Here is a 15,130-nt window from a genome sequence, read left to right as displayed (position 1 = left end):
AGCAGCACCCCATCACATGCCGACCCCGCAAACGCCCACCCCACAGGCCCTGCGCCGTCCATGGCACAGCCGTTGCACCACCCTCCCCACTCGCACACTCTCCCCCTTCAGGAGCCCCCATGACCACCGAATTCTTCTGGCGCCTGCCGCTGGGCACCGACGGCCCGCAGCTGTCCACCGACCGCCACAACCGCGGCAACCCCGTGCATCGCCCCGGCAACATTGCCCCCGGCCGGCTGCCGGGTGGCCAGGCCGACGGTTTCACCTACATCGACTACATCGCCCAGGTCGCCAAGGCTGCCGAACTGGCCGGCTTCGAAGGCGCACTGCTGCCCACCGGCCCGGAGCCATGGATCGCCGCCGCTGCGCTGGCCCGCGAAACCCGCCGCATCCGCTTCCTGATCGCCTTCCAGACCACCTGGACGCTGCCGGCCTATGCCGCGCAGCAGGCAGCGATCCTGCAAAACCTCAGCGGTGGCCGGCTGGACTGGAACATCATCACCGGCGGCAACCCGGCCAGCCAACGGGCCAATGGCGACTTCCTTGAACACGACCTGCGTTACAAGCGCACCGGCGAATTCCTCGACGTGATCCAGGGCCTGTGGCAGGACGACACGTTCTCCTACGAAGGCGATATCTATCGCCTGGAAAACGGCAGCCTGCCGCCGGGCCTGCAACACGAACGCAAACCGGGCGTGTACTTCTCCGGCTTTTCCGATGCCGCGCTGGACGTGGCGGCGCGCCATGCCGATGTGTACCTGAACTGGGCCGAGCCGATCGACAAGCTCAAGCCGCACATCGAACGCGTGCGCGAGCTGGCCGACAAGCAGGGCCGCACCGTGCGTTTCGGCCTGCGGGTCGACCTGTTCGCCCGCGAGACCGAAGAACAAGCCTGGCGTGAGCTGCGCCAACAGTTCGAACGCCTGGAAGGCAAGGCCAGCGCCTCGGCCAAAGGCTTCATAACCGGCTCGGACTCCGTCGGCGGTGCACGCCAGGCGGCCTATCACCAGGGTTTGCAGGGTTTTGACGAACTGGTCCTGGCACGCAACCTGTGGGCCGGTTTCGCCAAGGCCAAGCCTGGCCCCACCGTAGGCCTGGTGGGCAGCCACCAGCACATCGCCGAACGCCTGGCCGAATACCGCGACGCCGGTTTCAGCACCTTCATCCTCGCCGCCAACCCGCACCTGGAAGAAGCCCTGCGCATCGGCCAGGAAGTGCTGCCGCTGGTGCAGCAAACCACCCCAGCCCCCTTGCAGGCCAGCGCCTGAACCGACCGGAGCACACCATGAGCCAACCCCTCGATACCCTGTGGTACACGCGCTGTCCGGTGCCCACCGGCCTGGGCATCGCCGTGCAGCAAGGCTGGCTGCAGGACGACCTGGCCAGCCTTGGCACCCAGGTGCAGTCCTTGCGCGAAGCCGACCAGCAGGCCGTGCGCGAATCGCACTTCGACCACAGCTTGCTCAATTCGGTACGCCACGGCGGCAGCATCCCCGCCATCTGGGCCCGCGCCCAAGGGCGTGACACCCGTGTGATCGGCCTGTCGTGGGCCGATGAAGCGCAGTTGATCCTGGCGCGACCAGGCAGCGGCATCCACACCGTAAAAGACCTCAAAGGCCGCCGCTTTGGCCTGCCTGACTGGGCCTCGGCACAGATCGACTTCACCCGCGCCCAGGCCCTGCGCGGGCTGGAAAACGCCCTGAAGCTCGAAGGCCTGCAAGTGGGCGACGTGGAGCTGGTCAACTACCGCTACGACGGCACATTCAGCGACCGCCCGGTGCGCAACGTGGCCGGTACACCGGTGTCCAGCACCCAAAGCGAAGGCCGCAACCTGGAACTGGCCGGCCTGCTGCGCGGCGAGGTGGACGCGATCTTCCTCAAGGGCGCCAGTGCCGTGCAACTGGCCCACGCCTTTGCCCTGCGCACGGTGATCGACACCGGCAGCCATCCCGACCCGCTGATCCGCAGCAACAATGGCACGCCGCGCACGCTGGCGGTAGACAGCCACCTGCTTGAGCAGCATCCGCAGGTGGTGCGTACCCTGCTCGGCTCGGTACTGCGCGCCGAACATTGGGCCCACCAGCACCCGGATGAAACCCGCCGCTACCTGGCGCGGGAAACCAACAGCAGCGAGTACTGGGTGCAAGTGGCCTACGGCGCTGACGCCCACCTGCGCCTGAGCACTCGCCTGGACGAGCAGGCCATCGACGCCCTGCAGGACTTCGTCGAGTTTCTCAAGCGTTGGCGCTTCATCCCTGCCCGCTTCGAGGTGCGCGACTGGATCGCCCGCCAACCCCTGGACCAACTGCTGGCCCCCATTCCCATGGACAGGAAACCCGCGACCCCATGACCAAGCCCCTGGAAACCCTCTGGTACACCCACAGCCCCGTGCCCACCGGCCTCGGCATTGCCGTGCAGTCGGGGCGCCTGGCCGAGGCCTTTACGCCGTTCGGCACCAATATCCAGTCGTTGCGTGAGTCCAGCGAGCGCGAAGTGCGCGAAGCCCACTACGACCACCACCTGCAGAACTCGGTACGCCATGGCGGCAACATCCCGGCGATCTGGGCCTATGCCAGCGGCGTCGAGACCCGCGTGCTGGGGCTGTCGTGGAGCGATGAAGTGCAGTTGATCCTCACCACCGAAGAAAGCGGTGTGCGCAGCATTCGCGACCTTAAGAACCGCCGCTTCGGCCTGCCCAAATGGGCCAATGTGCAGATCGACTTCACCCGCGCCCAGGCCCTGCGCGGGCTGGAGAATGCCCTGAAGCTGGAAGGCCTGGCGGTGGCCGATGTCGAGCTGGTCGACTACCCCTACGGCGGCACCTACAGCGACGATGCCAAGCAGCACCTGTATGGCGCCGAAGTGAGCCTGGACACCAGCCGCTTCAGCCGCCGCAACAACGAGCTGATCGGCCTGCTGCGTGGCGATATCGATGCCATCTTCCTCAAGGGCGCCCATGCGGTGCACCTGGCCCACGAGTTCGGCCTGCGCGTGGTGGTCGACACAGGCAGCCACCCCGACCCGCTGATCCGCAGCAACAACGGCACCCCGCGCACCCTGACCGTGGACCGGCACTTGCTGGAAAACCACTTCGATGCCAGCCGTACCTTGGTCGATACGGTGCTGCGCACCGAACAGTGGGCCTGGGCCAACCCGGAAGAAACCCGGCGCTTTCTGGCGCGCGAGCTGAACACCAGCGAGTACTGGGTGGCGGCGGCCTATGGCGACGATGCGCACCGGCGTTTGCGCACGACGCTGGACAGCCGCTCGATCGAGGCGCTACAGGACTTTACCGAGTTCCTGTTCAGGTGGGGGTTCATACCGCGCCGCTTCGATGTACGGGAGTGGATTGATTTTCGGGTGCTGGAGCATGTGATCGGTTCGACGTCCCGGTTGGCGGTTTGAATGCCGGGGCGCGCCTTGCGCCCCTAAGCGACACACGTGCGCGCCAGACGCGGGTCAGTGCGCCAGTGCCTGGCGGAACCGTCGGGTGCTGGCAACCGCCAGCACCAGCCCGATGACTGCCACGCTACCGCCCACAAGGCCGATATCCGCCACGTCCATCTGGCTGCTGACGATACTGCCCAGCAGCGCGCCACCACCAATACCGATGTTGTAGATGCCCGAGAACAGCGCCATGGCCACATCGGTGGCATCCGACGCCAGCTTCAACGTCTTCGACTGCAACGACAGGCTGAAACTGAGAATCGCCACACCCCAGAACATGCTCAGCGCAGCGAACGCATAGAAGTTGCCCGACAGCGGCAGCAACAACAGCAGGCACGCTGCCAACAGGCCGATCGAACCCACCAGGAAACCATGGGGGAAGCGGTCGCTGTAGCGGCTGAACAGCAACGAACCGAACACCCCGGCACCGCCAAACAGCAGCAGCAACAGCGTGGTGCGCTCACCGCCAATCTGCGCCACATGCAGCGCGAACGGCTCAATGTAGCTGTAGGCGGTGAACTGCGCCGTGATCACCAGCGTCACCAGCGCATAGGTAATGACCAGCGCCGGGCGCTTGAACAGGATCGGCAGGCTGCGCAACGAGCCGGAGTTCTGGCTGGGCAGCAGCGGCAGCGATTTCATCAGGCACAGCATGGTGGCCAGCGCCACCCCGGCAATGCTCAGGAAAGTGATGCGCCAGCCCAGCGCCTCACCCACCACGCGGCCCAGCGGAATGCCCAGCACCATGGCCAGGGTGGTGCCGGTGGCCAGCAGGCCCAGCGCCTTGGCCTGCTGGCCCGGTGGTGCCACGCGCACCGCCAGCGAGGCAGTGATGGCCCAGAACACCGCATGCGCCAAGGCAATACCGATACGGCTGACCAGCAGCATGGCAAAGCTCTGCGACAGCCACGACAACAAGTGGCTGACAATGAACACCAGGAACACGAACAGCAACAAGCGCCGCCGTTCGACGTTACGGGTCAGCAGCATCATCGGCAGCGAGGCCAGCGCCACCACCCAGGCATAGATGGTCAGCATCAGGCCGACCTGGGCGGTGCTCATGTCGAAGCTGCGGCCAATGTCACTCAGCAGCGCCACCGGCACGAACTCGGTGGTGTTGAAGATGAAGGCTGCCAGGGCCAGGGCGATGACGCTCAGCCAGCTGCCGCTGCCCGCCGTGGGTGGCTGATGGGTGGGTATGGGTCCGTTCATGGGTGCAAACCGCTTCTCCGCAGACAAGGCAACAGGTCGCACGCCAGCCACCCGCTTGCAGGGGCGCCGACGCACGCTTTGTTATTGATAGGAATGCCCGGCATGGTACGCGTCAAGCCGGAGCCTCACAACCGCGTGGCAGGCAGAAGGAGTACCATGCGCGTTTTGTGTGAAACGCGAGTGCAACAAGGAGCCCGATCCGCTCATGGACAAGCAGCACCCCCAGCAGCAGTGGCAGCAGGCGGTAACTGCCTACGCCCAGGCCGTCAACGACTACGTCGCGCAGGGCCGTGCGCAAGGCTGGGATAACCTGGAAGCGCCACAGGCACCAGCCACCGGGCACTTGCTGGACGCCTGGATGGCTGCCCTGCAGGCCGCCAATCGCCCTGGCGTCGACGAACAGCAGCGCCGAGCGTTTCGCGAGGCCTGGCCACCCGCACACCACCCCTTGGCACCGTTGCTCGATGACCACGGCCAAGGGATCAGCAATGTCCTGCTGCTGGACGACGGCAGCCTGCTGGCCCGCATCGGCATGCCTTACGACAAGGGCCAGGTCGTGCGTATCGACTGCCATGGGGTGACGCCGGTGATCGGCATCGAGCACTTCGGCCGCTGCCCGGCCCGCCGCTACTTCGCCCTGGCCAATGCCGAGGGCGTGCGTGTGACCGACGGCTGGGGTGGCCCGCAAGTACAGCGGCTGGCATGGCCAAGCGGGCTTGAGGGGTTGCCGTCGGGGTACCCGTTCGAGCCGTTCGACCTGCCGCCCGCGCCAACCGCTCTGGTCCCCTTCCCCGATGGCCAGCGCGTGCTGCTGGTAAGCGCCGAAGGGATCTTCGTGCTGACCACTCAAGGTGCGACTCGCCTGCTGCCACAACAAACGCGGGTGCTCGACGAGCTGGCCGAAGGCACCGACCCGGACGACATCAGCTTGAGGCTGAGCATGGAGCATGGCGCAGTGTCGGCGGATGGCCGGCTGATCGTGGTGGGCGAGCAAGGCACCCGCCACCAGGTGCTGGATGCCCAGCTCAGGCCGGTTGCCGAGATCGGCCCAGGCAGCGAGTACCCGCACTTTGCGCTGTTCAACCGCACGGGTGACCAGTTGATCGTCAATGCCTGCCATTTCCATAGCGGTGCCACGCTGGCAGTGAACGTGGCGGACTTGCCGGGGCTGGATACCGATTACTACAGCCAGGACCCGCGTACCCCGCTGGTGCAGGATGGCGCCAGGGTATATGCCGGGGTGGCGCGCGATGGCGAGTACATTGTGGGGGATGCCTATGGCTACCTGCGGGCGTTCGGCGAGGATGGCACCGAACATTGGCAGCATTACCTGGGATCGACCATCAGTGCGATGGATATCAGCGCCGATGGGCAAACGCTGGTGGCGGCGAGCCATGCGGGGGTTGTGTCGGTGATTGCGCTGGACAGCGGGCGGCCTGAATGGCAGATCGGCACCGGGGCGCATGGCGAGGTGCGGCGGTGGTTGTTCTGGAAGGGTTGGGACACGGCGATGGCCTGGTAACGGCTCCAGCCGCTTTATTGCCTGTACTGGCCTCTTCGCGGGCAAGCCCGCTCCCACAGGGACCGCACAGACTTTGAAAACTGTGCAGTACCTGTGGGAGCGGGCTTGCCCGCGAAGAGGCCGGTACAGACAACCGAAAATAATCAGCCCTGCAACGTGGCCATGTCGATCACGAACCGGTACTTCACATCACCGGCGATCATCCGCTCGTACGCCTGGTTGATATTGCGAATATCCAGCATCTCGATATCGCAACGGATGTTGTGCTCGGCACAGAAGTCGAGCACTTCCTGAGTCTCGGCAATGCCCCCGATCAACGACCCCGCCAGCACCCGGCGCTTCATCACCAGGTTGGCCGCGTGCACCGCCGGATCGATCGGTTCGATCAGGCCGACCAGAATGTGCACACCGTCGAACTTCAAGGTTTCAAGGTACGGGTTGAGGTCGTGCTGTACCGGAATGGTGTCCAGCAGGAAATCGAACCGGCCGGCAGCGGCGCGCATCTGCTCGGCATCGGTGGACACGATCACGTGGTCGGCGCCTTGGCGGCGGGCTTCTTCGGCCTTGGCCTGGGACCGGGTGAACAGCGTCACCTCGGCACCCAGGGCCTTGGCCAGCTTGATGCCCATGTGGCCAAGCCCACCCATACCGAGGATGCCGATTTTGTGGCCCGGGCCGACGCCGTGGTGCTTGAGCGGCGAATAGGTGGTGATGCCGGCGCACAGGATAGGCGCCGCGCTGGGCAAGTCCATGCCAGCCGGAATGCGCACCACGAAGTGCTCGCTGACCACGATGCTGCTGGAGTAACCGCCCATGGTGTTGCTGCCGTCGACCCGGTCCGGGGTGGCGTAGGTCATGGTCGGGCCTTCCAGGCAATATTGCTCCAGGTCCTTGGCGCAGGCTTCACAGTGGCGGCACGAGTCGACCATGCAGCCGACGCCCACCAGGTCACCGACCTTGTGCGCAGTCACCTGGCCGCCCACCGCCGTGACGCGGCCGATGATTTCGTGGCCGGGCATCAGCGGGTACACGGCAATGCCCCATTCGTTGCGCGCCTGGTGGATATCGGAATGGCACACGCCGCAGTAGAGGATTTCGATGGCGACATCGTCCGGGCGTGGGCTGCGGCGCTCGAAGGTGACAGGGGCCAGGGGGCTGGTGGGGGTTTGGGCGGCGTAACCGATGGCGGTATACATGCAGGGCCTCGCAGTAAAGTGAAACGATTCAGGCGGCGCATTTTGCGCGCTGTTTGCCGCCTGGCACACGGCTGATTCTCCGGCATGCATGCCTGATTCTCCGAAGATGCCAGCCAGCATCTGGCGCCACACCCTCAATCTGCGATGATTAGGCTGTCCGATTCTCTGCCCCTGGTTCATCATGCAACTGACCCGCCACGTCGACGCCAACGCGCCGCTCTGCGCGCTGATCCGCAGCCTCGCCACGCGCCCTGGCTTCGTCCCCACGCACCTGCCCCAGGTGCAGGTGCTGAGCTGGGACCACTATGTGGCCAGCAGCCCTCAGATCTACGAGCCCAGCCTGATGATCCTGGCCCAGGGCAGCAAGCTGGCGCGCCTGGGGCCGCGTACCCTGGAATATGGCGCCGGGCATTACCTGGTGCAGGCGTTGTCGGTCCCGTTCATGTGTGAAACCTTCGCCACCCGTGAAGCGCCCTTGCTGGGCGTGGCGGTAGACATCGACCGTGGCGTGCTGGGTGAACTGGTGCAGAGCATGGACCTGGCGCCGGACGCAGCAGTGCAGGCGCAAACCCCGCAATCGATGACTTCGGCAGCGCTGGATGCGCCGATGCGCGACAGTGTGGAGCGGCTGCTGCACTGCCTGCAGGACCCGCTGGATGCCAAAGTGCTGGGCCCGGCGCGCGTACGCGAAGTGCTGTACACCGCCCTGCGCGGCCCACAGGCCGGTGTGTTGCGGGCGTTGGTGGAGCAACAGGGGCACTTCGCCCGCATCGGCGCCGCCCTCGCCCACCTGCGCGCCCACTACAGCGAACCACTGAGCGTGGAGGCACTGGCTGCGCGGGCAAACATGAGCGTTTCGACCTTCCACGAACACTTCAAGCGCTGCACCGACATGGCACCGATGCAGTACCTCAAGCGCCTGCGGTTGTTAAAGGCGCAGCAGATGCTGATTGGCGAAGGCCTGGGGGTGGCGCAGGCCGCGCACCGGGTGGGCTACCAAAGCACCTCGCAGTTCAGCCGCGAGTACAAGCGCCAGTTCGAGCGCAGTCCGGGGGATGAGTTGCCGTATCAGAGCTTGCCGGTGTAGCAGACCATCACCGCGGTTCGAGCCATGGCATTGATTGCGGGCTTGGGCTCAGCTTTGCCCAGCGTCAACTCGAAAGCGGCCACTGTGCCAATGGCCAGTAAGATCCCTTGCGCGACTCGTACAGCGTGAAGTGGCGTGCCGAGAGGTAGAACTCCGGCGCGCTGCTGGCTTCGGGCGGTTGCCCACGGTAATCCCTGGACAGCGTCAAGTGCGGGCGATATTCACGGCTGGCGGCCTCCACCCCCAACGGCAGCAACGCCTGCTGCAACCCGTACACCAGTTGCAACAGGGCCGGCGGTGTCTGCTGTGCCTCCAGCACCAAGGCTCCGGCCCGCTGCCACACCTGCAAACGGTCGAGCAACAGCCGTGGCGCCGCAGCCGGCAGCGCCAGTTGATCGACCGCGGCACAGATCGCAGGCACCGACGCGGCATCCACATCGCCAAGAAACAGCAACGTGACGTGGAAGTTGGCCGCCGGCACCGGTTTGCCGCTGCGCAGGTTCAAACCCCGGCGCCACTGGGCCAGGGCACGGCGCTGTACATCGCTGACCGGCAGGGCGAAAAACAGCCGTTTGAAGGGGCTACCGCTGGGTCGTGCATCCTGAACCATACAAACTCCCGAACATGAAACGTTTGCGCAAGACTGTAGGGCATTACACCAATGTCGCCCCGTTGTTTCGTAACAATAAGTACAAACTGCCCCCATGATTGTTTATGCTGGCTGGCTTATGCCATGGCGCATGGCCATTTTTCGACAAGTAAACGTCCATGAAAATTGCACTCGTACTCATCTTCGTCCTCTCGATCGCCTATGTTCACCTGCGCGGTCGGGTTCGTCACAAGCTGACCCGCCAGCTGGGCGACCACTCCAGCTTCCTGGCCCCGGTCAACAGCTTCCTGTACCTGTTTTCCAAGCTGCCGGCCAAGCCTTACCTGCCGGTCGAGGCCTTCCCCGAACTCAAACCGCTGCAGGACCACTGGCAGGAAATCCGCGAGGAAGGGCGCCAGTTGCTGCATGTGGGCGAAATCAAGAAGTCCGACAATTACGATGACGTCGGTTTCAACTCGTTCTTCAAGACCGGCTGGAAGCGCTTTTACCTGAAGTGGTACGGCGAAAGCCACCCGTCGGCGATGGCCCTGTGCCCACGTACCACCGAGCTGCTGCAAGGCATCGGCACGGTCAAGGCCGCCATGTTCGCCACCCTGCCGCCGGGCGCCAAGCTGGTGCGCCACCGTGACCCGTATGCCGGCTCTTACCGCTATCACCTGGGCCTGGATACGCCAAACGACGACGGTTGCTACATCGACGTGGACGGCGAGAAGTACTCGTGGCGCGACGGTGAGGGGGTGATCTTCGACGAAACCTACATTCACTACGCGGCCAATACCACCGAACACAACCGCATCATCCTGTTCTGTGACGTCGAGCGCCCGCTCAAGTACCGCTGGGCAACGGCGTTCAACCGCTGGTTCAGCCGCAACGTCATGGCCGCCGCCGCCGCGCCCAACGGTGACGGCGACAAGACCGGTGGTATCAACCGGCTGTTCACCCGCATCTACAAGATCCGCGAGCGTGGCAAGGCGCTGAAAAAGCGCAACCGCATGCGTTACTACCTGGAAAAATGGGCCGTGGTCGCGGCGTTGGTGCTGGTGTTCATCTACATCTGACCGGTTTACGCAGGCCCTTCTACCATCGGCCTGCGTACACCCACCAAAGTACAAACCTCACACTTGCCACACTTCGACTAGCCTGAAAGCTCCACTCGCAACCACCCCAAGGTGAAGACGATGAGCATGATGGACTGGGACGCCTACCGTAAGCAGTTGATGGCCGGCATCGGCGATCTCAAGCAACTCTCCCCCGACACCGTGGCCGGCTACATGACCGCCAGCGGTGCGGGGGCCAAGACCAACCACCTGGACGCCAAGACCCGCGAGCTGATCTCTCTGGCGGTGGCCGTGACCACCCGCTGCGACGGCTGCATCGCCGTGCATTCGCAGCAGGCGGTCAAGCATGGCGCCAGCCGCGAGGAAATTGCCGAGGCGCTGGGCGTGGCCGTGGCGATGAATGCCGGTGCCGCGCTGGTCTACTCGGCGCGGGCCATGGATGCGGTCGGCAAGGCCAACGGCTGAGCACAAACGGCGCCGCCGCCCTTGCGCGACGGCGCCGCGCGACCCAGACTGGGCGGCTTAGCCCGCGCAGGAACCCGCATGATCCACATTCGCCCCATGACGCCCGACGATTTCGATCGTTTCTGGCCCACCTTCCAGGCCATTGTCCAGGCCCGTGAAACCTATGCCTTCGACCCTGCCCTGAGCTTCGAACAAGCCCGCCAGTTGTGGCTGGAACTGCCCTTGCACACGCTGCTGGCCGAAGAAGATGGCGAGCTGCTGGGCTCGTATTACCTCAAGGCCAATGCTGCCGGGCCTGGTGCGCATGTGGGCAATTGCGGCTACATGGTCTGCGAACAGGCGCGTGGCCGTGGCGTGGCACGCCTGATGTGCGAACACTCGCAGAAGCTGGCACGCCAGGAGGGCTTTCTGGCCCTGCAGTTCAACTCGGTGGTGGCCAGCAATGAGGTGGCCGTGGCGCTGTGGCACAAACTGGGCTTCGAGACCGTTGGCCGCTTGCCCAAGGCCTATCGCCATGCCCGCCTGGGGCTGGTGGACTGCCTGGTGATGTACAAGTGGCTGGCGGACGAGCCGGTGGTGGAGAAACCACCACTGCTGATCGGGCGCAAGAACATCGAGGCGCGGGTGTCGCGCCGGCGCGGGCGCTGATCGGCCAACCGCGCCCCCACCTACACCGCGCATTTGACGCCCCGGCGTTTCAATGGTCAGATGCGCGCCAGTTTCAGGTGCCCTGTACCGCCGCGTGCAGGGTGAAACGGGAAGCCGGTGCGTCGTATCGACCACGACAAGTCCGGCGCTGCCCCCGCAACGGTAAGCGAGCGAACCCTTCGACATACCACTGTGCTCAGGCATGGGAAGGTGAAGGTTTCATGCCCCTCGCAAGCCCGGAGACCGGCCTGAAGCTTCACTTGGCAACCCGCGGTGGGCGGGCGCAGGCCGGTATCCGTGCGCGCGCCTGCCTGCACGGTTCGCCTTTGCGTGTTTTCCACCGGGATCCATTCATTCCTGCAGCAGTGGAACGACATGTCCCGTATGTTCAAGCTTCACCCCCTGGCGGCCTGCCTGGCCGTCGCCCTGCCAGCCCTGGCCGATGACCAGGGCCGACAGCCCCTGGCCCTGCCCTCCACGGCCATCACCGACACCCTCGACAGCCACGCTATCGACCTGGTCACGCCGACCCAGGCCGGCTCACGCCTTGGCCTCAACGCCCTGGAGACGCCGGCCAGCACCAGTAGCATCAGCACCGAGCAGATCCAGCAGCGCAACAACCTCACGGTGCAGGACACCGTGACCCGTTCGCCGGGCATCACCTTTGTCGGCTCCCCGGGCGACGGCGGCACGGGCCTTTCTGCTCGCGGCTTTGCCGGGCACAGCTCGGTGATGACCCTGTTCGACGGCGCACGTCTGTACACCGGCGCCGGCACCCAGACCTTCCCGGTCGACCCGTGGATGGTCGAGCGCATCGACGTGATTCGCGGCCCGGCTTCGGTGCTGCATGGCGAGGGCGCCACCGGTGCGGTGGTCAACGTGATCCCGAAAAAGCCGTTTGCCGGCGAAGTGCGTAACCACCTGCGCCTGGGGTACGGTTCGTGGGACCGCCAGCATCTCGGCCTGGACAGCGGTGGCAGCCTCAGCGAACGCCTGAGCTACCGCCTGACCCTGAACCAGCAAGGGGGCAATGGCTGGGTCGACCGTACCCCTTCGCGCAGCCTGGCCCTGAGCGCCGCGCTGCGTTTCGACGCCAGCGACGACCTCAGTTTCACCCTCGCCCACGACCGTGGCGATGCGGAACCCGCCAACTACTACGGCACGCCACTGATCGATGGCCACTACCGCAGCAGCCTGCGCAAAAAAAACTACAACGTGCAGAACGACGTGCAGCACTACGTCGATGAATGGACCCGGCTGAACACCGACTGGACGCTGAACGACCACCTCAGCGCCAGCAACCAGCTGTACTACATCAAGAGCCGCCGCCACTGGCGCAACGCCGAAGACTACAGCTGGGACGCCGAGCGCCAGCAGTTGCAACGCGGCAGCTACCTGGAGATCAAGCATAACCAGGAGCAGTTCGGCGACCGCCAGACCTTTACCTTCGACCACACCCTGTTCGGCCTGGCCAGCAAGACCGTGGTTGGCGCCGAGTACAACAAGGTGCGTTTCAACGTCGACAGCAATGCCCCCTACAACGATGTGGGCGGCGACTACATCGACCCGTGGCAGCCGCAGCCTGGCTGGTTCCACAGCGCCTCGCCCCTGCGCCCGCAAACCTTGTCCACCACCCACACCTTCGCCTTGTTCGCCGAGAACCGCCTGCAGCTGAGCGATCGGCTGTCGTTGGTCACGGGCGTGCGCCGCGACCAGAACCACATCGACCGCGACAACCTGGTCGATGGCAGCCGCAGCGACCACAGCCTGCAAGGCGGCAACTGGCGCGTCGGCCTGGTGTATGCGTTTACCGACGACCTGTCGCTGTACGGCCAGTACTCCACCAGTGAGGACGGGGTGAACAACCTCATCAGCCTCAGCCCGGCCCAGATGCACTATGACCTGACCGAAGCGAAGCAGACCGAGGTAGGCCTGAAACAACGCTTCTGGGACGGTCGCGGTGAATGGACGTTGGCGGCCTACCACATCGTCAAGAAGAAGCTGCTGGTGGACGACCCGATCACCCACGAGAAGCAGCAGGCCGGGCAGCAGACGTCTGATGGCCTGGAAGCAACCCTGGAACTGGCGTTGGCGCATCAGTGGCAGGTGTCGGCGAACGCATCGCTGGTGCGCGCCAAGTATGATGACTTTGACGAAATGGTCGGCGGTACAGCGCAGGACCGCGCGGGCAATCGGCCGGCCAATGTGCCACGGCGTACTGCCAACCTGTGGCTGAGCAAAGGCTTCGGGCAGCAGGTGGAGGCCGGCATTGGTGCGCGTTATGTGGATGAGCGCTTTGCCAATACTGCCAATACCCAGAGCGCGCCTGGGTACACCGTGGTCGATGCCAATGTTGCCTGGCAGGTGCTGCCGGATGTGCGGCTGGGGTTGCAGTTGAACAACCTGTTTGATCGTGAGTATGTGCAGTCGGCGTTCAGTGGGCAGCAGTGGTTGATGGGGATGCCACGCTCTTATTTTGCGACGGTGGATTACAGCTTCTGATTCAGGTTGCCTGTGCCGGCCTCTTCGCGGGCTCGCCCGCTCCCACAGGGATATCACAAACATTGAAAACTGTGGTGTACCTGTGGGAGCGGGCAAGCCCGCGAAGAGGCCGGCACAGGTAACACAAAAACCTCTACCAACCCCTAACCAATTAGTTATAAGATAACGTTTCACATGACATTCATTCCTATCAGCGACCCTCCATGACAAGCGCCAGCGCCACCCCCACCCTGCTCACCCAGCGCCTGCAGAGCATCGACGCCCTGCGCGGCCTGGTGATCCTGTTCATGCTTCTGGACCACGTCCGCGAAACGTTCTTCCTGCACCGCCAGGTCAGCGACCCGATGGCCATCGACACCACCGAGCCGTCGCTCTTCATCAGCCGCACGCTGGCCCACCTCTGCGCGCCAGTGTTCGTCCTGCTGACCGGCCTTTCGGCCTGGCTGTATGGCGAAAAGCATCAGGGCCGTGGCGATGTGTCGGCGTTCCTGTTCAAACGCGGGCTGTTTCTGGTGGCGCTGGAGTTTACGCTGGTCAACTTCGCCTGGACCTTTCAGCTGCCGCCCAGCGTCATCTACCTGCAAGTCATCTGGGCGATTGGCATCAGCATGATCGCCCTGTCGCTGCTGGTATGGCTGCCACGCGCCGCCCTGCTAACCCTGGGCGCAGTCATCGTCGCCGGCCATAACCTGCTCGATGGCCTGCACTTCGGCGTGGAATCGGCCTTGCATGTACCGTGGGCGATCCTGCATGACCGTGGCTGGCTGGCGTTTTCCGACACCCTGCGCCTGCGCACGTCCTACCCGGTGCTGCCGTGGATCGGCGTCATCGCCCTGGGCTACGGCCTGGGCCCGTGGTTCGCCCGTGGCAGCGAGGCCGACCAACGTCAGCACCGCCTGCTGCTGGCCGGGCTGGTCGCGTTGCTGGGCTTTGTCGTGTTGCGAATGTTCAACGGCTATGGCGAGGCGCCCTGGAGCGGCTACCCAACCTTCACGCAAACCCTGATGAGCTTCTTCAACATCACCAAATACCCGCCGTCACTGCTGTTCCTGGCCCTGACCCTGGGCTGCGGCCTGCTGTTGCTGCGCGCCTTCGAACGCGCCGGCCAGGCCCGCTGGATCAGTGTGCTGGCGGTGTTTGGTGCTGCGCCGATGTTCTTCTACCTGCTGCACCTGTACGTGCTGAAGCTGCTGTACCTGGCCAGCGTGGCGCTGTTCGGCCTCAACCATGGCGATTACTTCGGTTTCGATGGCATCGCCGCCGTGTGGCTGGGTGCCGTCCTGCTGGCCGCGTCGCTGTACCTGCCGGTGCGCAAGTTCGCCCGCCTGAAAGCGCGCCGTCGCGACATCACCTGGCTGAAGTACTTCTGAAAAGCGTTTTCAC

13 protein-coding genes and 1 riboswitch are annotated in these 15,130 nt (G+C 64.7%); of the genes, 10 read left to right on the top strand and 3 right to left on the bottom strand.

Annotated elements, in window-relative coordinates:
- The first annotated feature begins 119 nt into the window (after nt 1-119).
- The 3 genes from A0O30_RS22110 to A0O30_RS22100 are packed head-to-tail and all read left to right on the top strand — an operon-like array spanning nt 120 to nt 3,405.
- Complete coding sequence (locus A0O30_RS22110; RefSeq protein ID WP_105948012.1) at nt 120-1,268, top strand: LLM class flavin-dependent oxidoreductase; 1,149 nt, start codon at nt 120-122, stop codon at nt 1,266-1,268.
- A 17-nt stretch (nt 1,269-1,285) separates the two neighbouring features.
- Nucleotides 1,286-2,350: an ABC transporter substrate-binding protein gene (locus A0O30_RS22105; RefSeq protein ID WP_105948011.1), complete on the top strand. Its 1,065-nt coding sequence runs from the start codon at nt 1,286-1,288 to the stop codon at nt 2,348-2,350.
- Nucleotides 2,347-3,405 (top strand): ABC transporter substrate-binding protein, encoded by a 1,059-nt coding sequence (locus A0O30_RS22100; protein ID WP_025754360.1) that lies wholly within the window; start codon nt 2,347-2,349, stop codon nt 3,403-3,405. Before A0O30_RS22105 ends, A0O30_RS22100 begins: the two co-directional genes overlap by 4 nt.
- A gap of 54 nt (nt 3,406-3,459) precedes the next feature.
- On the opposite strand, the gene A0O30_RS22095 is transcribed toward A0O30_RS22100, so the two are convergent.
- Nucleotides 3,460-4,659: a sugar transporter gene (locus A0O30_RS22095; RefSeq protein WP_105948010.1), complete on the bottom strand. Its 1,200-nt coding sequence runs from the start codon at nt 4,657-4,659 to the stop codon at nt 3,460-3,462.
- 205 nt (nt 4,660-4,864) lie between these two features.
- On the opposite strand from A0O30_RS22095, the gene A0O30_RS22090 reads away from it, so the two are divergent.
- A complete protein-coding gene (locus A0O30_RS22090; RefSeq protein WP_105948009.1) occupies nt 4,865-6,181 on the top strand; it encodes a hypothetical protein in 1,317 nt (438 codons plus the stop codon).
- Nucleotides 6,182-6,324: 143 nt separating this feature from the next.
- Here A0O30_RS22090 and calA read toward each other — a convergent pair whose 3' ends face one another.
- Entirely contained in the window at nt 6,325-7,377 is a 1,053-nt protein-coding gene (gene calA / locus A0O30_RS22080) for a vanillin reductase (RefSeq protein WP_016714652.1), read from the bottom strand.
- 181 nt (nt 7,378-7,558) lie between these two features.
- On the opposite strand from calA, the gene A0O30_RS22075 reads away from it, so the two are divergent.
- Nucleotides 7,559-8,464, top strand: coding sequence for an AraC family transcriptional regulator (locus A0O30_RS22075; protein WP_105948008.1), 906 nt, complete (start codon nt 7,559-7,561; stop codon nt 8,462-8,464).
- Between the two features lie 64 nt (nt 8,465-8,528).
- On the opposite strand, the gene thpR is transcribed toward A0O30_RS22075, so the two are convergent.
- A complete protein-coding gene (gene thpR / locus A0O30_RS22070) occupies nt 8,529-9,074 on the bottom strand; it encodes an RNA 2',3'-cyclic phosphodiesterase (RefSeq protein WP_105948007.1) in 546 nt (181 codons plus the stop codon).
- Nucleotides 9,075-9,232: 158 nt separating this feature from the next.
- Between thpR and lpxO the strand changes: the two genes are divergently transcribed.
- From lpxO to A0O30_RS22045, 5 genes are all read left to right on the top strand, one after another.
- Nucleotides 9,233-10,132: a lipid A hydroxylase LpxO gene (gene lpxO, locus A0O30_RS22065; protein ID WP_060498225.1), complete on the top strand. Its 900-nt coding sequence runs from the start codon at nt 9,233-9,235 to the stop codon at nt 10,130-10,132.
- A 120-nt stretch (nt 10,133-10,252) separates the two neighbouring features.
- On the top strand, nt 10,253-10,597 hold the full coding sequence (locus tag A0O30_RS22060) for a carboxymuconolactone decarboxylase family protein (RefSeq protein WP_013973174.1): 345 nt from the start codon (nt 10,253-10,255) through the stop codon (nt 10,595-10,597).
- Between the two features lie 78 nt (nt 10,598-10,675).
- Complete coding sequence (locus A0O30_RS22055; protein ID WP_105948006.1) at nt 10,676-11,245, top strand: GNAT family N-acetyltransferase; 570 nt, start codon at nt 10,676-10,678, stop codon at nt 11,243-11,245.
- A 58-nt stretch (nt 11,246-11,303) separates the two neighbouring features.
- Nucleotides 11,304-11,512, top strand: a riboswitch (cobalamin riboswitch).
- Between the two features lie 108 nt (nt 11,513-11,620).
- Complete coding sequence (locus A0O30_RS22050) at nt 11,621-13,747, top strand: TonB-dependent siderophore receptor (protein ID WP_105948005.1); 2,127 nt, start codon at nt 11,621-11,623, stop codon at nt 13,745-13,747.
- A gap of 203 nt (nt 13,748-13,950) precedes the next feature.
- Complete coding sequence (locus tag A0O30_RS22045) at nt 13,951-15,117, top strand: DUF1624 domain-containing protein (RefSeq protein WP_105948004.1); 1,167 nt, start codon at nt 13,951-13,953, stop codon at nt 15,115-15,117.
- The last annotated feature ends 13 nt before the right edge of the window (nt 15,118-15,130 follow it).

It is taken from the genome of Pseudomonas sp. LLC-1 (assembly GCF_002992185.1).
GTDB lineage: Bacteria > Pseudomonadota > Gammaproteobacteria > Pseudomonadales > Pseudomonadaceae > Aquipseudomonas > Aquipseudomonas monteilii.
Note: the sequence above shows the minus strand (reverse complement) of the source record. Positions and strands in the feature narration are given on the sequence as shown.

What these genes read in the sequence shown, in the direction of transcription:
- A0O30_RS22110 (WP_105948012.1), top strand. Translation starts at nt 120, where the DNA reads ATGACCACCGAATTCTTCTGGCGCCTGCCGCTGGGCACCGACGGCCCG.
- A0O30_RS22105 (WP_105948011.1), top strand. Translation starts at nt 1,286, where the DNA reads ATGAGCCAACCCCTCGATACCCTGTGGTACACGCGCTGTCCGGTGCCC.
- A0O30_RS22100 (WP_025754360.1), top strand. Translation starts at nt 2,347, where the DNA reads ATGACCAAGCCCCTGGAAACCCTCTGGTACACCCACAGCCCCGTGCCC.
- A0O30_RS22095 (WP_105948010.1), bottom strand. Translation starts at nt 4,659, where the DNA reads ATGAACGGACCCATACCCACCCATCAGCCACCCACGGCGGGCAGCGGC.
- A0O30_RS22090 (WP_105948009.1), top strand. Translation starts at nt 4,865, where the DNA reads ATGGACAAGCAGCACCCCCAGCAGCAGTGGCAGCAGGCGGTAACTGCC.
- calA (WP_016714652.1), bottom strand. Translation starts at nt 7,377, where the DNA reads ATGTATACCGCCATCGGTTACGCCGCCCAAACCCCCACCAGCCCCCTG.
- A0O30_RS22075 (WP_105948008.1), top strand. Translation starts at nt 7,559, where the DNA reads ATGCAACTGACCCGCCACGTCGACGCCAACGCGCCGCTCTGCGCGCTG.
- thpR (WP_105948007.1), bottom strand. Translation starts at nt 9,074, where the DNA reads ATGGTTCAGGATGCACGACCCAGCGGTAGCCCCTTCAAACGGCTGTTT.
- lpxO (WP_060498225.1), top strand. Translation starts at nt 9,233, where the DNA reads ATGAAAATTGCACTCGTACTCATCTTCGTCCTCTCGATCGCCTATGTT.
- A0O30_RS22060 (WP_013973174.1), top strand. Translation starts at nt 10,253, where the DNA reads ATGAGCATGATGGACTGGGACGCCTACCGTAAGCAGTTGATGGCCGGC.
- A0O30_RS22055 (WP_105948006.1), top strand. Translation starts at nt 10,676, where the DNA reads ATGATCCACATTCGCCCCATGACGCCCGACGATTTCGATCGTTTCTGG.
- A0O30_RS22050 (WP_105948005.1), top strand. Translation starts at nt 11,621, where the DNA reads ATGTCCCGTATGTTCAAGCTTCACCCCCTGGCGGCCTGCCTGGCCGTC.
- A0O30_RS22045 (WP_105948004.1), top strand. Translation starts at nt 13,951, where the DNA reads ATGACAAGCGCCAGCGCCACCCCCACCCTGCTCACCCAGCGCCTGCAG.